Raw genomic sequence first — 23,492 nt, 5'->3', positions numbered from 1 at the left:
CGGGTGCCCGTCCCGGCGTCCGGCCGCGTTGACAAAGCCCGCTAACGCCACATAAGTTCAGGTCGCCCCTGACAACGCTTCCCCCCTGCGCGTTGTCAGGGGCACCCCCGCAGCCTGACAGCGCTGTCACGATCGAAGGAGATCGCGAGCATGACCAGACCACAACCGCCCGGACGCGTCGTCTCCACGCGCTCCGGCAGCCGCCGCGCACGGCCCCTCGGCCTCGCGCTCGCCGCCGCCCTCACCGTCCCCCTCGCCGTGCCTCTCGGAGCCCTCACCGCTGCGCCCGCCGCCGCGGCCGAGCCGGGCGACTTCTCGTCGTCCTTCGAGTCGGGAGACCCGGCCGCGCTCGCCACCACGGTGGCCGAGCGCGACGGCGCGCCCTGGCAGGCGAACGTCGGGTCGTTCACGAGCGGCCTCCCCGGCAGCGTGCTCGGGAAGCTCAAGGCCGTCACGGCGAGCGCCCAGAACCTGCCGAACGAGGGCGCCGCGAACCTCGCCGACGGCAGCTCCGGCACCAAGTGGCTCGCGTTCGCCTCCACCGGCTGGGTCCGGTACGAGTTCGCCGAGCCCGTGTCGTTCGTCGCCTACTCGATGACGTCCGGGGACGACGCCGCCGGTCGAGACCCGAAGACCTGGACGGTCGAGGGCTCGAACGACGGGTCCACGTGGACCGCGCTCGACCGGCGGACGGACGAGGACTTCCCGAACCGCCAGCAGACGCGCACGTTCGAGCTCGAGGCGCCCACCGCGGCGTACACGTACCTGCGTCTCAACGTCACGGCCAACTCGGGCGACTCCATCGTCCAGCTCGCCGGGTGGGACCTCTCGGCCGACCTGAGCGCCGGCCCGTCCGCCGCGCCCATGACGACCAAGGTCGGCACCGGGCCGCGCGTGAACTTCACCAACAAGGCGGGCGTCGGGTTCTCCGGCCTGCACTCGCTGCGGTACGACGGCTCGCACCTCGCCGACGGCGAGACCCACGCGACCAACGTGCTCTACGACGACGTGGACGTCGTCGTCGGCGAGGACACGCGCCTGAGCTACACGATCTTCCCCGAGCTGCTCGACGACCTGCAGTACCCGTCGACCTACGCGGCCGTGGACGTGCTGTTCACCGACGGCACCTACCTGTCCGACCTCGGCGCGCGCGACGCGCACGAGACGGTCGCCACCGCGCAGGCGCAGGGCGAGGGCAAGATCCTCTACGCCGACCAGTGGAACTCCGTGCGGATCGACCTCGGCGACGTCGCCGCGGGAAAGACCGTCGACCAGGTGCTGCTCGGCTACGACAACCCGGGCGGCCACGCCGGGACCAAGTTCGCGGGGTGGCTCGACGACGTCGCCATCACCGCCAGCCCGGCGACGATCGACGGCTCGAGCCTCGCCAACTACGTGGACACGCGCCGCGGCACGCTCGCGTCGGGCAGCTTCTCGCGCGGGAACAACATCCCGGCGACGGCGACGCCGAACGGGTTCAACTTCTGGACGCCGTACACCAACGCCTCCTCGCAGAGCTGGCTGTACGAGTACCACAAGGCCAACAACGCCAACAACAAGCCCGTGCTCCAGGGCTTCGGCGTCTCGCACGAGCCGAGCCCCTGGATGGGCGACCGCAACCAGCTCACGTTCCTCCCGTCGACGGCGTCGGGGACGCCCGACGCCACGCTCTCGACGCGCGGCCTCGAGTTCGACCACGCCGACGAGCTCGCGCGGCCGGACTACTACGGGGTCACGTTCACCAACGGGTCCGCGATCGAGGCGACGCCCACCGACCACGGTGCGGTGCTCCGCTTCAGCTACCCCGGCGCCAAGGGCCACGTGCTCGTGGACAAGGTGGACGGCTCGTCCAAGCTCACGTACGACCAGGCCACGGGGACGATCTCCGGCTGGGTCGAGAACGGCTCGGGCCTGTCCGTGGGCCGCACGCGCATGTTCGTCGCCGGCACCTTCGACCGTGGTCCGACGGCGGTCGGGACGGCGGCGGGCAACCGTGCGGACGCGCGCTTCGCGACGTTCGACACGTCGTCCGACAAGACGGTCGAGCTGCGCGTCGCGACCTCGTTCATCAGCCTCGACCAGGCGCGCAAGAACCTCGACCTGGAGGTGACCGGCAAGACCTTCACGGAGGTCAAGGCCGCCGCCGCGCAGGCGTGGAACGACCGCCTGGGGGTCATCGAGGTCGAGGGCGCGAGCGAGGACCAGCTCGTCACGCTGTACTCGAACCTCTACCGCCTCAACCTGTACCCGAACTCGCAGTTCGAGAACACGGGCACGGCGCAGGAGCCGGTGTACAAGTACGCGAGCCCGGTCTCCGCGACCACCGGCTCGGCGACGGACACGCAGACCAACGCCAAGATCGTCGACGGCAAGATCTACGTGAACAACGGGTTCTGGGACACCTACCGCACGGCCTGGCCGGCGTACTCGCTCCTCTACCCGGAGCTCGCGGGCGAGCTGATCGACGGGTTCGTCCAGCAGTACCGCGACGGCGGCTGGATCGCGCGCTGGTCCTCCCCGGGCTACGCGGACCTCATGACGGGCACGAGCTCCGACGTCGCGTTCGCGGACGCGTACCTCAAGGGCTCGCTCCCGACGGACTCCGCGCTCGAGGCGTACGACGCCGCGCTGCGCAACGCGTCCGTCGCGCCGCCGAACAACGCCGTGGGCCGCAAGGGCCTCCAGACGTCGCCGTTCCTCGGGTTCACGCCGGAGTCCACGCACGAGTCCGTGTCGTGGGGCCTGGAGGGCCTGATCAACGACTTCGGCATCGGCAACATGGCCGCCGCGCTCGCGGAGGACCCGGCCACGCCGGACGAGCGCCGCGAGACGCTGCGCGAGGAGTCCGCGTACTTCCTCGAGCGTGCCACGCACTACGTCGAGCTGTTCGACCCCGAGGTGGACTTCTTCGTGCCGCGGCACGAGGACGGCACGTGGGCCGTCGACCCGGAGACCTACAACCCCGAGGCGTGGGGCGGCGGGTACACCGAGACGAGCGGCTGGAACTTCGCGTTCCACGCGCCGCAGGACGGCCAGGGCCTGGCGAACCTCTACGGCGGCAAGCAGGGCCTCGAGGACAAGCTCGACCTGTTCTTCTCCACGCCGGAGAAGGGTGCCGGCAACGGCGGCATCCACGAGCAGCGCGAGGCGCGCGACGTCCGCATGGGCATGTGGGGCATGAGCAACCAGGTGTCGCACCACATCCCGTGGCTGTACGACGCCGCGGGCGCACCCTCCAAGGCCCAGGAGAAGGTCCGTGAGGTCACCCGCCGCCTGTTCGTGGGCAGCGAGATCGGCCAGGGCTACCCGGGCGACGAGGACAACGGCGAGATGTCGTCGTGGTGGATCTTCGCCTCGCTCGGCTTCTACCCGCTCCAGGTCGGCTCCGACCAGTACGCGGTCGGCTCGCCGCTGTTCGACAAGGCGACGGTGCACCTGCCGGACGGCGACCTCGTGGTCAACGCCGAGAACAACTCGGTCGACAACGTCTACGTGCAGTCCCTCGCGGTGGACGGCGAGGCCCGCACCTCGACGTCGCTGTCCCAGGCCGACCTCTCGGGCGGCGCGACGCTGGACTTCGTCATGGGTCCGGAGCCGTCGGACTGGGGCACGGGCGAGGACGACGCGCCGCCGTCGCTCACCGAGGGCGACGAGCCCCCGGCGCCGGTCCAGGACGCGACGACGTCGGGCCTCGGCACGACGACGGTCGCGGACGGCGACGCGTCGACGAGCGCCGCGGCGCTGACGGACAACACGTCCGGCACGCGCACGACGTTCGTCACGACCACCCCGTCGATCACGTGGGCGGGCAACGGCATCCGGCCGACGGTCGGGTCGTACACCCTCACCTCCGGCGCGAGCGGGACGGCCCCGCCGTCCGCGTGGACCCTCGAGGGCTCCGACGACGGCGAGACGTGGACGACCCTCGACGAGCGGTCCGGCGAGCAGTTCCGCTGGGCGCTCCAGACGCGGCCGTTCACGGTCGCGGAGCCGACGGCGTTCGCGCGGTACCGCGTGACGGTCACCGCGACGTCGGGCTCCGGTGCGCTGTCGCTCGCCGAGGTCGAGCTGCTGGCCGACCCGAAGGACTCCGGGGCCGAGGAGCTGACGCTCTCGGCCGCGCCCGACCGCGACACGGTCACCGGGCGCGAGGTCTCGGGCTCGTTCGCGACCCTCACCGGGGTCGAGGGCGACGTGGCGGCGCTCGACGTGCAGGTCGCGTTCGGCGACGGGTCCGACCCGGTCGCCGGGACGCTCCGGGCCGGCTCGTTCGGCGGGTACGCGGTGGACGCCGCGCACACGTGGGCCGCGCCGGGCGTCTACCCGGTGACCGTCACGGTCTCGGGCGAGGGGATCGAGCCCGTCTCGACCACCTCGTACGTCTCCGTCTCGCTCCTGCGCGAGGGCTCGCTGCTCGCCGCGTACGACAACGTCTGCATCGGCGACCTCGGCACGACCGTCGGCTCGTGCGACGGCCAGGGCGTGTTCTTCGACCGCGCGCAGCTCGCGGCGAAGGGTTTCGTCCAGGGCGAGCGCACGACGGTGCCCGGCACCGACCTCGCGTTCGACGTCCCGGCGATCCCCGCCGGGCAGCCGGACAACGCGACGGGCGACGGCCAGACCATCGAGCTCGAGGTCCCCGCGGACGCCGAGCAGCTCTCGGTGATCGGCACCGGCACGGAGAAGAACCAGCAGGCCCAGGGCGTGCTGACCTTCGACGACGGCTCGTCCCAGCCGATCGACCTGAGCTTCGGCGACTGGTCGGGCGCGGCGCGCAACCCCGTGTACGGCAACATCCCCGTCGCCGTGACGGACAGCCGCCTGCGCGGCGGCAGCCCGCAGACCGGCACCCCCGCCGCGTTCTTCGCGACGGCGCCGATCACGCTCCCCGAGGGCAAGCGGGCCGTGAGCCTCACGCTCCCGGACCAGCCGGGCGAGCTCTCGCGCGACGGTCGCATCCACGTGGTCGCGGTCGCGCACGACGGCACGTCCGCCGAGCACCCCGCGCTCGAGGTCACGGCCGCCGAGGGCGTGACGCTCGCCGTCGGGCAGACGACGGACGTGGCGCTCGCCCAGGTGACCGGCGGACGCGAGGGCGCCGAGCTCCGCGCGGCGGTCACGTGGGGCGACGGCTCCGACGTCGTGGCGGGCACGGTGGCGGACGGGTCGGTCTCCGGCTCGCACGCCTACACGGCGGCCGGGACGTACACCGCGTACGTCGTGGTCGACGACGGCTGGACCAGCCAGGTGGTCGAGGTCCCCGTGACCGTGACCGAGGGCCAGCCGACGCTCGCGATCGACGTCACGGTGAGCACGCGCTGCCTCGCCGGCAAGGCGTACGTCGCGGTCCGCGCCGAGAACGGCGAGGACGCGCCCGTCGCGATCCGGCTCGTCACGCCGTTCGGCACCAAGGAGTTCGCGGCCGTCGCGCCGGGGGCCAACGCCTACCAGTCGTTCGCGACGCGGGCGACGTCGGTCGAGGCCGGCACGGTCACCGTCGAGGCGACCCGAGGAGACGAGGGGGTGACGGCGTCGATCACGGCGGACTACGCGGCCGTGACCTGCGGCTGAACCCCTGAGCCCACCGTGCGCCCCGGTCCCCGGGGCGCACGGTGAGCATGCACCACCGGCGGTGCCCCGGGATGATCGTCCCGGGGCACCGCGCCGTACCGGCACCGCGCCCGGTGCGGCACCACGTTCCCAGCACGAGAAGGACCGAGACATGACCGAGCACCCGTCCGAGCAGCGCACGCCCGCCCCCGACCCTCGGGGCGACCTCACGGCGGGCAGCGCGCGCTGGCGCCGCGACCAGCTGGCCGACCTGCTCCGCTTCGGCCAGGCGTCGCTGCGCGCGGACGGGGCCGCGCAGTGGCTCGACGACGACGGCCGCCCCGACCCGTCCCAGCCGGTGCACACGTGGATCACGTCGCGCATGGCGCACGTGTACGCGTTCGCGTCGCTGCTCGGGGTCCCGGGGGCGGGGGAGCGGGCCGACGCCGCGCTGCACGGCCTGCGCGCGGTGCTCGTGGACGCCGAGAACGGAGGCTGGGTGTCCTCGCGGGGCCCGGCGCGGCGCCCGGGCGATCTCGAGGTGGGCGAGGGCGTCCCGGTCGACGGGACGAAGAGCGCGTACGCGCACGCCTTCGTCGTGCTCGCCGCGGCGTCGGGCACGATCGCGGGCCGTGAGGGCGCGCGCGAGCTGCTCGACGCGGCGCTCGCCGTCCTCGACGAGCGCTTCTGGGAGCCGGGACCCCGGATGCACGCGGACGAGTGGTCGCGCGACTGGACGACGCTCGACGAGTACCGCGGGGTCAACGCCAACATGCACGCGGTCGAGGCGCTGCTCGCGGCCCACGACGCGACGGGCGACGCCGAGTGGCTCAGCCGCGCCGCGTCGATCGCGGACCGCGTGATCGGCTGGGCGCGCGAGAACGAGTGGCGCATCCCCGAGCACTTCGACGCGGACTGGAACCCGCTGCCCGACTACAACGCGGACCGGCCGCGCGACCCGTTCAAGCCGTACGGCTCGACGCCGGGGCACGGGCTCGAGTGGGCGCGCCTCCTCCTCCAGGTCGACGTCGCGTCCGGCACGCCCGGCGCGCGCACCGAGGCCGCGGTCGCGCTGTTCGACCGCGCCGTCGCCGACGGCTGGGACGGCGAGCACGGCGGCGGGTTCGTGTACACCGTCGACTGGTCGGGGGTGCCCGTCGAGCCGCGCCGCTACCACTGGGTCGCGGCCGAGGCGGTGGCCGCGGCCGACGTGCTCGGCCGGGTGACGGGGGATTCCCGCTTCGCCGAGGCCGCCGCGGGCTGGTGGGCGTGGATCGACCGGTACCTCGTCGACCCCGAGCGCGGCTCGTGGCACCACGAGCTCGACACGGCCAACCGGCCCGACGGCGTCACCTGGGTCGGCAAGCCCGACGTCTACCACGCGGCCCAGGCCGTGATCCTCCCGGACCTGCCCCTGACGGGCTCGCTCGCCGCATCGGCCAAGGCCGCGGGCAGCATCCTGGGCTGACGCCCACCCCCTTACCGCCGAGCCCGGGGTCGTTCCCCACGTCACCGTCGCCGTGAGGAGCAACCCCGGGCTCGGCGCCTGACACCCCCAGAAGGTTTACTATTCTTGGTGGGGGTTCGATTCAAGGGGGTCTCATGGCGGGATTCGTCGGACGCGCGACCGAGCTGCGCGAGCTCGCGCAGCAGCTGGACGTCGTCCGCACGGGCGGGAGGGCGGACGCCGGCGTCGCCGTGCTGCTGCGAGGCCGCCGCCGCGTCGGCAAGTCGCGGTTGGTGACCGAGCTCATCGAGCGAGAGGCCGTGCCGTCGGTCTACTTCCAGGCGGCGCGGCACGCTCCCCCCGGCGACGAGCTCGCGGCGTTCGCCGAGGCCGTCGCGCAGTCCGACCTGCCCGGCGCGGTGGTCGCCGAGGGGAACAAGCCCGACTCCTTGACCGCCGCCCTCCGGCTGCTGGCCGCCGCTCTGCCCGCGGAGTCTCCGGCGATCGTCGTCGTGGACGAGCTGCCCTGGCTCCTCGAGGGGATCCAGGGTGGTGCGGGGGAGCTGCAGCGCGTCTGGGACCGGGAGCTCTCGCGACGGCCCGTGCTGCTGCTCCTCCTCGGGAGCGACCTCGCGATGATGGAGGCGCTCGGGCGTCCGGACGAGCCGTTCCACGGGCGCGCGACCGAGATGCTGCTGCGTGCTCTGTCTCCTCGGGACGTCGCCCGGATGACGGGGCTGACGGGGTCCGACGCCTTCGACGCGTTCCTCGTCACGGGCGGGCAGCCGCTCGTCGCGCAGGAGTGGCAGCCGGAGGAGCCGCCCGTGACCTTCGTGCGGCGCGCGTACGAGCGGGCGACGAGTGCGCTCGTCGTCTCCGGGACGAGGGTCCTCGACGGCGAGCTGCCCTCCACGTCGCACGCCCGGCTGGTGCTGACGGCGATCGGCGGCAAGGGCGAACGGACCCACTCACGGATCCTCCAGGCTCTCGACGGCTCGATCTCCCCGACGACGCTCGACCGTTCGCTCGGGCTGCTGACCGAGAAACGCGTGATCGCCGCCGACGAGCCGCTCTCCACCCGATCGGCGACGAAGGACCGGCGCTGGCGGGTCTCCGACCCGGCGCTGCGGTTCTGGCTCGCGATGGTCGAGCCCGCGCTCCCGGACATCGACCGCGGTCGACCCGACCTGGCTGCCGCCCGGTTCGAGACGACGTTCTCGTCCTGGCGCGGTCGCGCGATCGAACCCGTGGTGCGAGAGGCTCTCGCACGCCTGCTCCCGGACGAGACCTGGCCCGGTGCCCGCGACGTCGGAGGGTGGTGGCCGCGGAACAACACGCCCGAGATCGACCTCGTCGCTGCGGACGTGCGCCCCGCGCGCACCATCGCGTTCGTCGGGAGCATCAAGTGGCACGCCCGCACGCCGTTCACCTCGCGGGACGTCGACGCGCTCGCCGCCGACGCCGTCCACGTGCCGGGCGTCGGTGCCGCGACCCCGCTCGTCGCGGTCTGCCCGGCCGGTGCCGACGACGACCCGCGCCTGTCCCGGGTGTGGACGGCCGACGACCTGCTCGCCGCCTGGCCATGACGACGAGAGCCCCGCACCGGACCGGTGCGGGGCTCTCGAGCGCTGAGCGGGTGACGGGAATCGAACCCGCGCTATCAGCTTGGGAAGCTGAAGTTCTACCATTGAACTACACCCGCGCGGCGCTGGTGGCGTCCGCCCCGGGCCCTCTGGGAGGATCCTCGGCGAACCAGCGCGCGCCCCGATCATAGCGGACGTCGCCGGTGATGCCAGAACCCGACCGCACGACGACCCGATCCGCGCCCGTGTGCGGCGCACGCCGAGGAGCAGCCTTGTCCGAGAACCCGTACCAGCAGCAGCCCGACCCCGCGCAGGGGACCCCGGCCCCGGGCGACCCGGTCTACGGGGGCGGGACGACGCCGTCGGGCACGACGCCGGGCTACGACCAGCAGCCCGGCTACGGCGACGCGTACGGTCAGCCGCAGCAGGGTTACGGGGACGCCTCCGGCCAGCAGCCGTACGGGACGCCCGGCGCGCCGGCGGGGTACGGCCAGCCGCAGGGGCAGCCGTACGGCGCCGACCAGCAGCAGGGCTACCCGCAGGGCTACCCGCAGCAGGGCTACGGCCAGCAGCCGGGGTACGCGCAGCCCGGCCCGTACGGGCAGCCGGGCTTCGACCCCGCGTACGACCCCCAGGCCAAGTCCCGGCTCGCGGCGGGCCTGCTCGGCATCCTCGTCGGGAGCCTCGGTATCCACCGGTTCTACCTGGGCTACACGGGCATCGGCCTGACGATGCTGCTCGTGTCGGTGCTGTCGTTCGGCTTCGCCGCACCGGTCATCGCGATCTGGGGCCTCGTCGAGGGCATCCTCTACCTGACCTCGAAGACGGGTTACTACTCGGTCGACTCGACCGGACGCCCGCTGCGCGCCTGACGTCTCGCCGAACCCGGGGACACGGGTGGGCTCGCCTGGCGAACCCACCCGTGTCCCCGGGTTCGGCGGCGTGCGGTGACGGCGGATCCAGTGTTCGGCGCCCGGTCCGGGCACGCGCCGTCGTCGGCTAGCGTGGGCCCGTGCTGCTCTCCGACCGCGACATCCGGGCCGAGCTCGACGCCGGGCGCGTCCAGCTCGAGCCGTACGACCCGTCGATGCTCCAGCCGTCGAGCATCGACGTGCGCCTCGACCGGTTCTTCCGGTTGTTCGACAACCACAAGTACCCGTTCATCGACCCGTCGCAGGACCAGCCGGACCTCACGCGCCTGGTCGAGGTCGACCCGGCGGAGCCGTTCGTGCTGCACCCGGGGGAGTTCGTGCTCGGGTCGACGTTCGAGGCGGTGACGCTGCCCGACGACGTCGCGGCGCGCCTCGAGGGCAAGTCGAGCCTCGGTCGGCTGGGCCTGCTCACGCACTCCACGGCCGGGTTCATCGACCCCGGGTTCTCCGGGCACGTGACGCTCGAGCTGAGCAACGTCGCGACGCTGCCGATCACGCTCTGGCCGGGCATGAAGATCGGGCAGCTCTGCTTCTTCCGCCTGTCGTCGCCCGCCGAGAACCCGTACGGGTCGAGCGTCTACGGCTCCCGCTACCAGGGCCAGCGCGGCCCGACGGCCTCCCGCTCGTGGCAGAGCTTCCACCGCACCGACGTCTGAGCGCGGCACGCCGCGTCGGACGTCGTTCGACCCTGCAGGACCCGAGGACCGGAGGACCGCACCGCATGAGCCCGCTCCCGCCGCTGCCGCACCCTGACGGGCCCGGCGCCGCGCAGTCGTACCAGGCGCGGCACCTGCTCGGGCTCCCGGCCGACGTCGTCGTCGACGAGGTCGAGACGCTCGCGCTGTCGCGGTTCGCGGGCGCGCGCTGGGACGTCGCGCCGGAGGGTACCGAGCCGCTCGTGCCGCCCGCCCGCACGGCGGCACCGGGGGCGCCGGGCGTGCTGCGCACGTCGCGGCACACGACGATCACCGGCCCGTACGCGGGGCCGGGCTCCGGCCTGCCGCCGGGCACGACGCTCGTGTTCGACGTCGTGTGCCCGCGCGAGCGTGGCGACGTCCCCTACCCGGGTGGCGGGGACCGCGACGGGATCGGCCGCGCGTTCCCCGGCGGGCTGCCGGTGCGCGAGGAGGAGCGGGTCGTGGCGTTCCTCGTCGCGGCGGCGCGCCGGCTCGGTGGCTCGGTGCGGACGGACGTCGGGAACCCGGCGGCCCCGGGCGTCGTCCTCACGCCCGACCCGGGCGTCGCGGTCGACATGGCGCTGTACTCGGACGTCTGGCTGGACCCGAACGCCGCCCTCGCCCTCGTCGCGCGGCTCAACCCCCGCACGCGGCTCGCGACCGAGGGGAAGTCGTACGAGGGCCCCCCGAAGGGCATCGCCGACCTGCCCCTGTACCCGGGCGAGAAGATGGACCCCGCGCTGCGCCGCGCGATCCACGCGGCCGCGGACGACGTCGACATCAAGGCGCTGACGACGGGCGCCGTCCTCGACGGGTACGGACTGATCGTCGATCTCGGCATGGACGGGCTCGTCGCCGTCGAGGTGGGCGGCGAGGAGGCCCTGCCGCTGCTGCTGCGCGGCCTGCCGTGGACGGTGGACGGCGCCGTGAGCTACCGCGTGCGGTGGGAGCCGCGGGACCTGGTCGAGTCCCAGCGGGAGCAGCCGTCGCTCGACCACCAGGTCGCGCGCAAGCGGGCCGCGGAGGTCGTCGCGCAGGTCACGCGGACGCTGCACGACGCCGTCGGGGGCGAGATCGCGGACGAGGCGGAGTTCCTCGTGGACCCCGAGGATCTCTGACGGGAGACTGAGGAATCGGTCACGGTCCGGGCTGCGGGGCCCGTGCAGGGCTGACGAGTCGGTAAAATGGTTCGTGGCACGGCATCGCCGTCGCCGTGAACTGTCGTGCCCTGCGACTCCCCTCCGCGGGTGCGACGATGACAAGTCCAGCAAGACCCCCGGCTCTGCCTGCCCACCCCGCCCCCGACCCGGACGGAGCGGCCCGTGCTCTACGTGCTCGTTGCCCATCTCGTGATGGCACTGGGCGCGCCCGCACTCGTCTCGCTCCTCGGTCGCCGGGCGTTCCTCGTCATGGCGCTCGCGCCGGCGTCGGCCGCGGTCTACGCGCTCGCCTGGACCGACCGCGTGATGTCGGGGCAGCACCCGACGCAGGTCGTCGAGTGGGTCCCCGGCCTCGGGCTCGAGCTGGCGTTCCGCATGGACACGCTGTCGTGGCTCATGCTGCTGCTCGTCGGCGGCGTCGGTGCGCTCGTCCTCGTCTACTGCTCGGCCTACTTCTCGCCCACCGCGCAGGGCCTGCGGCGGTTCGGCGGCGTGCTCACGGCGTTCGCCGGGGCCATGGTCGGGCTCGTCACCGCGGACGACATGCTGCTCCTGTTCGTCTTCTGGGAGCTGACGACCGTCTTCTCCTACCTGCTCATCGGGCACTACGCCGACCGCAAGGCGAGCCGCCGTGCCGCGATGCAGGCGATCGTCGTGACGACGGCGGGCGGCTTGGCGATGCTCGTGGGCGTCGTGATCCTCGGTGTCCAGGGCGGGACCTTCCGGATGTCGGAGATCATCGCCGACCCGCCGACGGGCGGAGCGGTGACGGCCGCGATCGTGTGCCTCCTGGTGGGCGCGGCGAGCAAGTCCGCGCTCATCCCGCTGCACTTCTGGCTGCCCGCGGCGATGGCCGCGCCGACCCCGGTCAGCGCCTACCTGCACGCGGCCGCGATGGTCAAGGCCGGCGTCTACCTCGTCGCGCGGTTCGCGCCCGCGTACTCCGACACGACCGTGTGGCGGTCGATGGTCATCGCGCTCGGCGCGGGCACGCTGCTCGTCGGCGGCTACCGCGCGCTGCGCCAGTACGACCTCAAGCTCGTGCTCGCGTTCGGCACGGTGAGCCAGCTCGGCCTCATCATCCTGCTCGTCGGCCTCGGCACGCGCGGCGCGGCGCTCGCCGGGCTGGCGATGATCGGCGCGCACGCGATGTTCAAGGCGTCGCTGTTCCTCGTCGTGGGCGTGGTCGACGCCGCGACCGGGACGCGCGACCTGCGTCGCCTCACCGGGGTGGGCAAGGCCCTGCCGTGGACGGCGGTCGCGGGCGGGCTCGCGACGGCGTCGATGATCGGGCTGCCGCCGTTCGCGGGGTACGTCGCGAAGGAGGCGGCGCTCGAGTCGCTGCTGCACGGCGAGGGGCCCGTCTGGGTCGACACGGTGGTGCTCTGGGCGGTCGTCGTCGGGTCGATGTTCACCGTCGCGTACGGGATCCGGTTCTGGTGGGGCGCGTTCGCGTCCAAGCCGCACCTCGGCACGTCCCCGTCCCGCGCGAACGAGCACGTGGGCCTGCGTCCGGGCGCCGCGCGCGGCCCCGCCGTCGCGGCGGAGGAGCCGCCGATCGACCCCGCGCGCATCCATCGCCAGCCGTTCCTGCTCGTGAGCCCGGCCGTCGTGCTCGCGGTCCTCGGCCTCGCGACCGCGCTCGTGCCGCACTTCGGCGAGGATCTCCTCGCGCCGTACGCCGACACGTACCCCGTGGGCGAGCCCGGGCACCTCGTCCTGTGGGCGGGCTTCACCCCGGCGCTCGCGCTCACCGTCCTCGTCCTCGCGGTCGGCGTCGTGCTGTTCTGGCAGCGGGCGCGCGTCGAGCGGTTCCAGGCGTCGCTGTGGACCGGCCCCGAGGCCGACGTCACCTACCGCAAGGTCATGCGCAAGCTCGACGACCTCGCGGCGGACGTCACCGCCGTCACCCAGCGTGGCTCGCTGCCGTTCTACCTCGGCGCGATCCTCGTGGTCCTCGTCCTGGGGCCGGGGGTCGTCATGGTCGCGCAGACGGCGTGGCCCGAGCAGCTCAAGGCGTGGGACCGTCCTGCGCAGCTCGTCGCGGTCGCCGCGATCTGCATCGCCTCGGTGCTCGCCGCCCGCTCGCGCCGCCGGCTCAAGGCCGTGATCCTCGTCGGCATCGCCGGCTACGGCAACGCCGTCCTCTTCCTCCTGCACGGCGCGCCCGACCTCGCGCTCACGCAGGTCCTCGTCGAGACGATCACGCTCGTCGTCATGGTGCTCGTGCTGCGCCGCCTGCCCGCGTACTTCTCCAACCGGCCGCTCGCCGCGAGCCGGTGGGTGCGCCTGGGCATCGGCCTGGCCGTCGCCGTCGTCATGATGGGCTTCGCCGTGGTGGCGCCGCTCGCCCGGGTCGCGACGCCGATCTCCGTCGACTTCCCGGCCGAGGCGTACGAGTACGGGCACGGCAAGAACATCGTCAACGTGACGCTCGTCGACATCCGTGCCTGGGACACGATGGGCGAGATCTCCGTCCTGCTGGCGGCGGCGACCGGCGTCGCGTCGCTGGTGTTCCTGCGCACCCGCAGCGGCGAGATCCTGCGGGCGTCGGGAGCGAAGCCCGCCACGACGTCGTCCGGCTCGGGCGTGTGGAGCGAGGGCGGCGCGGACCCGGGCGCCGCGCTGCGCCGGCGCGGGGTCACCGAGAAGGACCAGCCGCGCATGCTCGTGTGGCTCAGCGCGGGCCGCACGCTCGCGCCCCAGAGACGCTCGGTGATCTTCGAGGTCGTCACGCGCGTGCTGTTCCACGCCATGATCGTCTTCGCGCTCTTCCTGCTGTTCTCCGGCCACAACGCGCCGGGCGGTGGTTTCGCGGCCGGGCTCGTGGTCGGCATCGCGCTCATCGTGCGCTACCTCGCGGGCGGGCGGTACGAGCTCGGGGAGGCTGCGCCGGTGCACCCCGGTCTGCTGCTCGGCACGGGGCTGTTCCTGTCCGCGGGCGTGGGCCTCGTCGCGTTCCTGCTCACCGGCAACGTGCTCGGCAGCGACGCGTACGACATCGCGCTGCCGCTCGTCGGCGAGATCCACCTCGTCACGTCGCTGTTCTTCGACGTCGGTGTGTTCCTCGTCGTCGTGGGCCTCGTCCTCGACATCCTGCGCACCCTGGGAGCGGAGATCGACCGCCACGCCGAGCGCGCCGCCGCCGGGCGCGAGCCGGGCGAGGACACCGGGCCGTTCGAGGCCATGGAGCCCGACTCGATCGGGGGTGGTCGGCGGTGAACGTCATCGACATGACCCCGAGCGTCGTCCTCGTGCTCGCGATCGGCGTGCTCTTCGCGGCGGGCGTCTACCTGCTGCTGGAGCGCAGCCTGACGCGCGTCCTGCTCGGCTTCATCCTCATGGGCAACGGCGCGAACCTGCTGTTCCTCGTCGCGGGCGGGCGCGCCGGGGGAGCGCCCCTCATCGGCACGACGCCCGAGGACGAGATGAGCGACCCGCTCGTCCAGGCGATGGTGCTCACCGCGATCGTCATCACGCTCGGCATCACGGCGTTCGTGCTCGCGATGGCGTACCGGTCGTGGCAGCTCCACGGCCACGACGAGGTGCAGGACGACCTCGAGGACCGTCGCGTCGCGCGGCACGCCGCGCGCAACGCCCCCGCGTTCGAGGACGCGGACACGGAGGAGAGCGGCGCGAGCCTGGACGACGAGGCCGCCGAGGTCCGCGACGAGACCGACGGCGACGGCGACGGGATCACCGACGGGCAGGAACCGCCGTCGTCCCCGGCACCGCACGCCGCGGGCCGCGACGACGCCCGGCGCGACCGCCCGGACGACCCACGACCTGACGACCGCAGCGACGACGGGAAGGAGCCGCGATGAGCCTCACCGCCGCGGCGCTCGTCCCGCTGCCCGTCGTCCTCCCGCTCGTCGCGGCGGGCCTCGCGCTCGCGCTGTGGCGCCACCCGCGCGCGCAGCGCCTCATCACGGTCGCGGCGCTCGCGCTCGTCCTCGCGGCGTCGGTGGGGCTGCTGGTCGCGGCCGACTCCGGGCCGATCGTCGTCGACGTCGGGGGCTGGGCGGCCCCGGTCGGGATCGACCTCGTCGCGGACCGGCTGTCCTCGCTCATGCTCGTGGTCTCGAGCTTCGTCATGCTGTGCGTCCTGCTCTACTCGCTCGCGCAGGGCGTGGCGGACGGCGACGAGGAGGCCCCGGTCGCCATCTACCACCCGACGTTCATGGTCCTCGCGGCGGGCGTGTTCAACGCGTTCCTCTCGGGCGACCTGTTCAACCTCTACGTCGGGTTCGAGATCTTCCTCGCCGCGAGCTACGTGCTCCTCACGCTCGGCGGCACGGGCGAGCGCATCCGCGCGGGGTCGATCTACGTCGTCGTGGCCCTGCTGTCGTCCATCGTGTTCCTCGTCGCGATCGCCCTGACGTACGCGGCGACGGGCACGGTGAACCTCGCGCAGCTGTCCGAGCGCTACGCCGAGATCGACCCGGGCATGGCGCTCGCCATCCAGCTCCTGCTGCTGCTCGCGTTCGGCATCAAGGCGGCCATCTTCCCGCTGTCCGCGTGGCTGCCCGACTCCTACCCGACGGCGCCCGCGCCCGTCACGGCGGTGTTCGCCGGCCTGCTCACCAAGGTGGGCGTCTACGCCATCATCCGCACGCAGACGTTGCTGTTTCCCGAGGACAGCGTGGTCGACGACGTGCTCATGTGGCTCGCGCTGCTCACGATGGTCGTCGGGATCCTCGGCGCCGTCGCGCAGAACGACATCAAGCGACTCCTGTCGTTCACGCTCGTGAGCCACATCGGCTACATGATCTTCGGCATCGCGCTCGCGTCCGAGCCGGGCATGGCCGCCGCGATCTTCTACGTCGTGCACCACATCACCGTCCAGACGACCCTGTTCCTGGTCGTCGGCCTCGTGGAACGCCGCGGCGGGTCGACGTCGCTCGACCGGCTCGGCGGCCTCGCCAAGCTCGCGCCCGGTCTGGCCATCCTGTTCTTCATCCCCGCGATGAACCTCGCCGGGATCCCGCCGCTGTCGGGCTTCCTCGGCAAGGTCGGCCTGCTGGAGGAGGGCGTGGCGCAGGGCACGCCGCTCGCGTGGGCGCTCGTCGTCGGGTCGGTCGTCACGTCGCTGCTCACGCTCTACGCGATCGTCAAGGCGTGGAACAAGGCGTTCTGGCAGACGGCGCCCGTCGAGATCCCCGCGGACGCACGCCTCCCGCGCGGCATGGTCGGGCCCGCGACGGCGCTCGTCGCCTTCGGCCTCGCGCTCACCGTGGTCGCGGGACCGCTCTACTCGTACACCGAGCGCGCCGCCGCGACGCTGCTCGACGGCCACACGTACGTCGACGCCGTGTTCCCGGGCGACTCCGACCGCGGGCAGGGCGAGTCGAACGAGGTCGCGACCGGCGAGACGGACACGGAGCCCGCCACGACGACCGGGGGTGGGGACGGATGAGCCTGCACCGCCGCCGTCGCGCGCTCGCCTCCGGCTGGTTCGCGCGCGTCACCACGCAGTGGCGCACGATCCTGTGGCTGACGATCGTCTGGGTCATGCTGTGGGGCGACCTGTCGTGGGGCAACGTCCTCGCGGGCGTCATCCTCGGCTTCGCCGTCATCACGTTCTTCCCGCTGCCGTCGATCGCGGCGCGCGGCAAGCTCCGGCCGTGGCCCTTCACCGTGCTCGTCGCGCGCTTCGTCTCCGACCTCGTCGTCGCGTCGTTCCAGGTCAGCCTCCTCGCGCTCACGCCGCGGCACACGCCGCGCGGGGCCGTCGTCGGCGTGCGGCTGCGCAACCCGTCGGACATCTACCTGACGATCACGGCCGAGCTCTCCTCGCTCGTGCCCGGGTCGATCGTCGTCGAGGCGCACCGCCTCACCGGGATGCTCTACCTGCACGTGCTCGACGTCGAGGCGGCCGGTGGCGTGGAGAAGGTCCGCGCGGACACGCTCGCGCTGGAGGCGCGCGTGCTCCACGCGCTCGCGTCCAACGACGAGCTGCGCGCCGCGGGCCTGTACCGCGACCCGGCGACGCGAGAGGTGGCCGAGGCATGAGCGACACCGTCTACCTCGTCGTCGTGATCGCGAGCGCCGCGCTGCTCGCGGTCGGCGCGAGCCTCGCGATCGTCCGCGCCGAGCGTGGGCCGTCGATGCTCGACCGCACCATCGCGCTCGACGTCTTCACGACCACGCTCGTCGGGGCGATCGCGCTCGAGGCCGCGTTCTCGCGGCGCACGGACACCATCCCGATCCTCGTCGTCCTGTCGCTCGTCGGGTTCGTGGGCTCCGTGACGATCGCGCGGTTCGCGTCGGTCGAGCCCGAGGACGAGGGTCGCATCCGCACGGCCGACGAGATCGCGGCGGAGGACGCCGCCCGCCGGGAGGCCGAGGAGGCCGACCGGGAATCAGCCGTCGATCCCGAGCACCACGGCGGGGCGCCCGAAGGGGAGGTGCGGTGATGGACCCGACGACCGCGTTCTGGGACACCGTGGCCGACGTCGTCTCGGCCGTCTTCCTGCTCTGTGGTGCCTTCCTCGCGTTCGCCGCGGGCGTCGGTGTCGTGCGTTTTCCCGACCTCCTCGCACGCATGCACGCGGCCACGAAGCCGCAGGTCCTCGGGCTGATCCTCGTGCTCGCGGGGCTCAGCCTCCGGCTGCGCTCGTGGGGCGCCGTCGCGACGCTCTTCCTCGTCGTGATCTTCCAGCTCCTCACGTCGCCCGTCGCGGCGCACATGGTCGGCCGCGCCGGGTACCGGACCGGCAAGGTACGCACCGACCTGCTCGTCGTCGACGAGCTCACGCGCGACCAGGACGCGGCCGAGCGCGAGGACGTCGGTGAGCACGAGAGCGCCGGGAGTGCCGACCGCCCGGTGTCGCGCGAGGGCGCCGAGCCCGCGGCTGCGGGCGACGTGGACCTGGCCGACACCGCCGACACGGCCGCCGGCGACGTCGGTCCCGCCGGAGGCGAGACCTCCGAGCGCTGACGCGCCGCCGGCAGGTCCCGCGCCGGCGGCGGCGAGCGCTCCCGGGGCCGGAGGGCTGCGCTCCGCGCGCGGGCCGTGAGCACGGCTGGTAGACCGGCAGCATGGCCGACGCCCCCACGCCCGCCCCGCCGCAGCCGGAGTCGCGCAACCCCCGGGTCGCCCGGCCGGAGGACGGCGGCGAGAGCACCGTCACCGTGATCGTCGCGTTCCTCGCCAACGCGCTCATCGCCGGGGCGAAGACCGTCGCCGCGACGATCACCGGGTCCGCGTCCATGCTCGCCGAGGCGGTGCACTCGTGGGCGGACACCGGCAACGAGATCTTCCTGCTCGTCGCGGACAAGCGCTCGCGGCGCCCCGCCGACGCCCAGCACCCGCTCGGGTTCGGCCGCGAGGCGTACGTGTGGTCGATGTTCGCGGCGATCGGGCTGTTCGCCGTGGGCGCGGGGGTGTCCATCACGCACGGCATCCAGGAGCTCGTGCACCCCGAGCCGGCGGACAGCTACGGCGTCGCCTACGCCGTGCTGGCGTTCGCGTTCGTCCTGGAGGGGGTGTCGTTCCTCCGGGCCCGACGCCAGGCCCGCGACGAGGCGCGGGCGGCCGACCGCGACACGCTGCACCACGTGCTCGTCACGTCGGACCCGACGTTGCGGGCGGTGTTCGCCGAGGACGCCGCCGCCCTGGTCGGCCTCGTCGTCGCGTTCGCGGGCGTGCTCGCGCACCAGGTCACGGGTTCGCCCGTCCCGGACGCGATCGGGTCGATCGTCGTCGGCGTCGTCCTCGCGGTGGTGTCCGTGGTGCTCATCGACCGCAACCGCCGGTTCCTCGTGGGCGAGGCCGCGATGCCCGCGACGCGCGCCGCCGTCCTGGAGGGCATCCGGGACCTGCCCGAGGTCGAGCGCGTGACCTACCTGCGCCTGGAGTACGTGGGCCCGCGCGCGCTGTACCTCGTGGCGAGCGTGGACCTGCGCGGCGACGAGTCGGAGACGTCGGTCGCGCGCCGCCTCGACGACCTCGAACGCCGCGTGACGTCCGTGCCGCTCATCGCCGGCGCGGTGTTCACGGTCTCGGCGCCCGAGGAGCCGTCGATCGCCTGACCCCACGGTGCCGAACCCGGGGTTGTTCCCCGGTTCGGCGCCGAACCGGGGAACAACCCCGGGTTCGGCAACAGGGGGACAGCGGGCAGAACGGACGAAGCGGTACACATCCGCGGGCGGGGTGGGTAAGGTCGAGCGATGGCCCCGCAGCGCACGCCCCGGCACCGGGCCGGAGCACCCGCGGAGGTACCCCGCTCGCGTCCGGCACCCGAGACGTCGCGGCCCGCGCGCCCGTCGTCCGCGGTCCCGGCGCCGGGGGCGGCACGACGGCGGGGCGGCCCCTTCGCGCGGCACCTGCGCTCCGGTCCCCGGGTCGCCGTGACGTCGGGGGTCGCCGCGGCGCTGCTGCTCGGCCCGCCGCTGGGCGTCACGGTCGCGACGGCGACCGGCGAGCTCCGGCCGGAGCACGTCGGCCCGCTCGGCCCGGTGGTCGCGGCGCTGCCGTGGCAGGGGACCGACCCGGAGTCCTGGCTCGACGGCCGGGACCCGCGCGACGACCGCTCGTCGCGCACGCTGGCCGACGGCCGCTCGGCGGACGACCTGGAGCATTCCTCGGACTCCTCGGCGGAGCCGACCGCGCCCAGCGCGCCGGACATCCTGTCGGACGGCGCCGGGCAGGCGGAGCAGGGCGGGGCCGACGACGGGGCCGAGCCGGTTCCGGCGACCCCGGAGCCGACGCAGCCGGGTCCGGGCGACGCGGAGTCCGACACGGCGCCGTCGGACGAGGCCGCCGACCCGGCGCCGAGCGTGGCGCCCGCCCCCGCCTCGGCGTCCGCCGCGGCGGTCCCGGCCGGGCCGGGGGCGATCTCGGCGGAGGGCGTCGCCGTCGTCGAGCGGACCAACGCGGAGCGCGCTGCGGCGGGCTGCGGCCCGCTCGTCGTCGACGAGCGCCTCACGGCCGCGGCGCAGCTCCACAGCGAGGACATGCTCGCCCAGGGCTACTTCGACCACACGAGCCTCGACGGCCGGTCCCCGTGGGACCGCGCGAAGGCCCAGGGCTACGCGAACCCGGGCGCGGAGAACATCGCGAAGGGTCAGGCGACGGCCGAGGACGTGGTGCGCGCGTGGATGGACTCGCCCGGGCACCGGGCGAACATCCTCGACTGCGACCTGCGCGAGATCGGCGTCGGGCACGCGGACCGGGTGTGGACCCAGCTCTTCGGCTGGGGCTGAGCCCGCGGCACGGCCGCCGCGGCCGGCTCAGAGGAGGGAGGGCTCCCCGGCCGCGCGTGCCTCGCGGTCGAGCAGGCTGCGCTTGACCTCGAGGCCGTAGCGGAACCCGCCGAGGCTGCCGTCCGTGCGCAGCACGCGGTGGCACGGGACGAACAGCGCGGCCGCGTTCATCGCGCACGCGCCCGCGGCGGCGCGGACGGCGGCGGGCCGCCCCGACAGCTCGGCGTACCGCGTGTAGGTGACGGGGTCGCCCGGCTCGACCGTGCGCAGCACGTCCCACGCGTGCGCGCGGTAGGGCCCGGAGACCTGCCGCACAGGGACGGCGTCGATCGCGTGCACGTCCCCCGCGTAGTAGGCGCGGACCGCGGCGACGGCCGGGACGACGGCGGGCGCGTCGTCGGGCACGGGCGTCACGTCCGCGGGGCGCAGGTCGGGGTGGACGAGCGCGACGAGCGCCGCGGGCTCGGCCGTCCAGCCGGAGGCGAGGACCGTGCCGTCGGGGTCGACGACGACCGTGAACGGGCCGTCGGGCGTGGTGATCGTCGTGGTGACGGCCGTTCCGGTGGTGGTCGCCGCGGGGGCGGTGGCTGCGGTGGTCACGGGGTCTCCTTCGTGGGGGTGGACGAGGGTCGGGGGGCCGCGGCGCGCCACAGGTGCATCGCGGCGTACGAGCGCCACGGCGCCCAGCGCTCCGCGTGCGCGGTGAGCGTGCGCCGGTCGTCGGGCAGGCCGAGCGCCGCGGCGCCCGCGCGGAGGGCGAGGTCGCCGTCGAGCAGGACGTCGGGGTCGTGCAGGACGCGCATCGCGACGTACCCGGACGTCCACGGGCCGACACCGGGCATCGCCTCCAGCGCTGCGCGCTGGGCGGCGGGGTCGTCGGCGGAGGAGAGCGCGAGCGACCCGTCGGCGAGGGCCCGGACGACGCCGAGGATCGCGGCCGTGCGGCGCGCGGGCCCGCGCACGTGGTCGGCACCGCCGTCGGCGAGCTGCGCCGGCGTCGGGAAGAGACGGGTCGGCCCGAACCGGGACGCGAACGGCGTGCCGAGCGCGACGGCGAGCCGCGACAGGTGCGTGCGCGCGGCCGCGACGGAGATCTGCTGTCCCACGAGCGCGCGGACGAGGATCTCCGTCGCGTCCACCGCGCCCGGGACCCGGATTCCGGGGACGGTGCCCACCGACGCGGCGAGCGCCGGGTCGGCCGCGAGGGCCGCGTCCACGGCCGTGGGGTCGGCGTCGAGGTCGAACAGGCGGCGGACCCGGGCGATCGCCGCGGGCAGGTCGGCCACGGACGTGAGCTCGAGCTCGACGTGGAACCGCGCCGCGCCGCGGGCGCTCCCCGGCGGCGGGCCGTACGTCGCGCGGAACGCGCCCGGGCCGTGCGGCAGCGCGAGCGTGCGCGCGTACGACAGGACGGGACCGGTCAGGTCGGCGACCTCGACGCCGTCGACCGCGCGCGCGGCGAGGAACGCGAACACGCCGCGCGCGTCGAACGGTTCGCGCAGGGGGAGCGTGAGGTCGAGCACGGCGGTGGTGCCGCCGTCGTCCCCGACCGCGCCCGGGTCGTCGAGGGCGCGCCCGCCCACGCCGCGAGAAGTGACCGGACGGTCGGGCCGCGCCCGACGGCGCAGCTCGCTCGGCGTCGTGTCGAAGACCTCGGTGATCGTGTCGTTGAACTGCCGGACGCTGCCGAAGCCCGCGGCGAACGCGACGTCGGCGAGGCGGAGGTCGGTGCCCGTGAGCAGGGCGCGCGCGGTCTGGGCGCGCAGCGCGCGGGCGAGCGCGACCGGGCCCGCGCCCAGCTCGGCGACCAGCACGCGGTGCACGTGCCGGGCCGAGTACCCCAGGTGAGCGGCGAGGCCGTCGACGCCCTCGCGGTCCACGACGCCGTCGGCGACGAGGCGCATCGCGCGGGCGGAGAGGTCGTGCCCGAGGTCCCAGCTCGGCGTGCCGGGCACGGCCTCGGGGAGGCAGCGCTTGCACGCGCGGTAGCCGGCCTCGTGCGCGGCCGCGGACGTGAGGTAGAACGTGACGTTCTCCGGCTTGGGCGTGCGCGCGGGGCACGACGGCCGGCAGTAGATGCCCGTGCTGCTCACGGCGGTGATGAACTGCCCGTCGAACCGCCGGTCGCGCGACGCGATGGCGCGGTAGCGCTCCGCGAACACGGGGTCCGCCACCGTGCGCGGAGTCGCGAGGGTCGTCGTCATGACTCGATCCTCACCCGCCGGGCGGCGCCTTGGCTAGCGGGATTCGGACACGACGGTGGGGTCGTCGTCGGGCAGGGCGCGCCGCAGCAGGGGCTTGTTCACGCGCTCGGTGAAGAAGTCGATGAGCGGGCCGGCGAAGAACGCCGTCATGACCGTCCCGACTCCCACCGGGCCGCCCAGCGCGATCGCGAGCCCCACGAACCCGAGGTCCTGGACCACCCGGACGACGCGGTAGCGCGCGTGCGTGCGGTCGACGACGATCGGGGCGATCGCGTCGTACGGCGCCGTCCCGACGCCCGCCGTCATGTACGCGGACGCACCCGCGGTGAACAGGACGATCCCCACGACGAAGAGCGCGGTCTGCAGGAGGCGGCTCGGCGGGTCCGGGACGAGCGGGGCGAGGAGCGCGGAGAACCACTGGACGAAGAACCCCGTCATGACCATGTTGATGATCGTGCCGACCCCGATGTACCGGCGTCCCCACACCACGACGGGGACGAGGAGCACGGCGTTGATCGCGAGCTGGTAGACGCCGAGGTCGACGCCGAGCAACGCGCTCGCGCCGATGTTCGCGGCGGTGAACGGGTCGACGCCGACGTGCGCCGACAGCAGCACCGCGGAGCCGAGCCCGAGCACGGCGACCCCGAGGAGCGCCCACACGGCACGCAGGACGACGTGGGAGGGGCGGGACCGCGGCACGCTCGTCACACGCCGACGCTAGGGGAGCGGTCG

The 23,492-nt window shown here is 74.0% G+C and carries 17 protein-coding genes and 1 tRNA gene; 14 read left to right on the top strand and 4 right to left on the bottom strand.

The genetic code is table 11. The features are described 5' to 3' along the window. Positions 1-150: 150 nt before the first annotated feature. The 3 genes from FB00_RS14125 (at position 151) to FB00_RS14115 (ending at position 8,583) form a co-directional block, all read left to right on the top strand. Positions 151-5,571 (top strand): GH92 family glycosyl hydrolase, encoded by a 5,421-nt coding sequence (locus FB00_RS14125; RefSeq protein ID WP_082141327.1) that lies wholly within the window; start codon positions 151-153, stop codon positions 5,569-5,571. Positions 5,572-5,722: 151 nt separating this feature from the next. Beyond that, positions 5,723-7,018, top strand: a complete 1,296-nt coding sequence (locus tag FB00_RS14120) for an AGE family epimerase/isomerase (RefSeq protein WP_047233557.1) — start codon at positions 5,723-5,725, stop codon at positions 7,016-7,018. Between the two features lie 134 nt (positions 7,019-7,152). After that, positions 7,153-8,583, top strand: coding sequence for an ATP-binding protein (locus tag FB00_RS14115; protein WP_047233556.1), 1,431 nt, complete (start codon positions 7,153-7,155; stop codon positions 8,581-8,583). 45 nt (positions 8,584-8,628) lie between these two features. Here FB00_RS14115 and FB00_RS14110 read toward each other — a convergent pair. Beyond that, a tRNA-Gly gene (locus FB00_RS14110) sits at positions 8,629-8,699 on the bottom strand. Between the two features lie 153 nt (positions 8,700-8,852). On the opposite strand from FB00_RS14110, the gene FB00_RS14105 reads away from it, so the two are divergent. The 11 genes from FB00_RS14105 to FB00_RS21230 all read left to right on the top strand — a co-directional run bounded on the left by FB00_RS14105 (position 8,853) and on the right by FB00_RS21230 (position 20,556). Then, positions 8,853-9,452: a TM2 domain-containing protein gene (locus FB00_RS14105; RefSeq protein ID WP_052877688.1), complete on the top strand. Its 600-nt coding sequence runs from the start codon at positions 8,853-8,855 to the stop codon at positions 9,450-9,452. A gap of 140 nt (positions 9,453-9,592) precedes the next feature. Next, positions 9,593-10,168: a dCTP deaminase gene (dcd, locus tag FB00_RS14100; protein WP_047233554.1), complete on the top strand. Its 576-nt coding sequence runs from the start codon at positions 9,593-9,595 to the stop codon at positions 10,166-10,168. A 65-nt stretch (positions 10,169-10,233) separates the two neighbouring features. Further along, positions 10,234-11,307 (top strand): hypothetical protein, encoded by a 1,074-nt coding sequence (locus FB00_RS14095; RefSeq protein ID WP_047233553.1) that lies wholly within the window; start codon positions 10,234-10,236, stop codon positions 11,305-11,307. Between the two features lie 204 nt (positions 11,308-11,511). Next, on the top strand, positions 11,512-14,571 hold the full coding sequence (locus tag FB00_RS14090; protein WP_082141325.1) for a Na+/H+ antiporter subunit A: 3,060 nt from the start codon (positions 11,512-11,514) through the stop codon (positions 14,569-14,571). An 11-nt stretch (positions 14,572-14,582) separates the two neighbouring features. Beyond that, the gene (locus tag FB00_RS14085) at positions 14,583-15,173 is read left to right on the top strand and encodes a Na(+)/H(+) antiporter subunit C (RefSeq protein WP_082141332.1); all 591 of its coding nucleotides are present in this window, start codon (positions 14,583-14,585) and stop codon (positions 15,171-15,173) included. Then, positions 15,170-16,765, top strand: a complete 1,596-nt coding sequence (locus FB00_RS14080; protein WP_047233552.1) for a Na+/H+ antiporter subunit D — start codon at positions 15,170-15,172, stop codon at positions 16,763-16,765. Before FB00_RS14085 ends, FB00_RS14080 begins: the two co-directional genes overlap by 4 nt. Next, complete coding sequence (locus tag FB00_RS14075; protein ID WP_047233551.1) at positions 16,762-17,361, top strand: Na+/H+ antiporter subunit E; 600 nt, start codon at positions 16,762-16,764, stop codon at positions 17,359-17,361. Before FB00_RS14080 ends, FB00_RS14075 begins: the two co-directional genes overlap by 4 nt. After that, entirely contained in the window at positions 17,358-17,765 is a 408-nt protein-coding gene (locus FB00_RS14070; protein WP_047233550.1) for a monovalent cation/H+ antiporter complex subunit F, read from the top strand. The genes FB00_RS14075 and FB00_RS14070 overlap by 4 nt, the downstream gene beginning before the upstream one ends. Beyond that, complete coding sequence (mnhG, locus tag FB00_RS14065) at positions 17,765-18,289, top strand: monovalent cation/H(+) antiporter subunit G (RefSeq protein WP_082141324.1); 525 nt, start codon at positions 17,765-17,767, stop codon at positions 18,287-18,289. Before FB00_RS14070 ends, mnhG begins: the two co-directional genes overlap by 1 nt. 101 nt (positions 18,290-18,390) lie before the next feature. After that, on the top strand, positions 18,391-19,383 hold the full coding sequence (locus tag FB00_RS14060) for a cation diffusion facilitator family transporter (protein ID WP_082141323.1): 993 nt from the start codon (positions 18,391-18,393) through the stop codon (positions 19,381-19,383). 138 nt (positions 19,384-19,521) lie between these two features. Beyond that, positions 19,522-20,556 carry a CAP domain-containing protein gene (locus FB00_RS21230; RefSeq protein WP_052877687.1) on the top strand — a complete coding sequence of 345 codons (1,035 nt, stop codon included), beginning with the start codon at positions 19,522-19,524 and terminating at the stop codon, positions 20,554-20,556. A gap of 27 nt (positions 20,557-20,583) precedes the next feature. Here FB00_RS21230 and FB00_RS14050 read toward each other — a convergent pair whose 3' ends face one another. Genes FB00_RS14050 through FB00_RS14040 form a run of 3 tightly spaced genes read right to left on the bottom strand, consistent with a single transcriptional unit; the run spans position 20,584 to position 23,468 of the window. Next, positions 20,584-21,156, bottom strand: coding sequence for a methylated-DNA--[protein]-cysteine S-methyltransferase (locus tag FB00_RS14050; protein WP_047233572.1), 573 nt, complete (start codon positions 21,154-21,156; stop codon positions 20,584-20,586). Next, positions 21,153-22,760, bottom strand: a complete 1,608-nt coding sequence (locus tag FB00_RS14045; RefSeq protein WP_047233549.1) for an AlkA N-terminal domain-containing protein — start codon at positions 22,758-22,760, stop codon at positions 21,153-21,155. Before FB00_RS14045 ends, FB00_RS14050 begins: the two co-directional genes overlap by 4 nt. 33 nt (positions 22,761-22,793) lie before the next feature. After that, positions 22,794-23,468: a YczE/YyaS/YitT family protein gene (locus FB00_RS14040; protein WP_197088815.1), complete on the bottom strand. Its 675-nt coding sequence runs from the start codon at positions 23,466-23,468 to the stop codon at positions 22,794-22,796. Positions 23,469-23,492: the final 24 nt, after the last annotated feature.

The sequence above is a fragment of the Cellulosimicrobium funkei genome (genome assembly GCF_001019615.1).
GTDB lineage: Bacteria > Actinomycetota > Actinomycetes > Actinomycetales > Cellulomonadaceae > Cellulosimicrobium > Cellulosimicrobium cellulans_E.
This window is presented reverse-complemented; position numbering and strand designations above follow the sequence as displayed.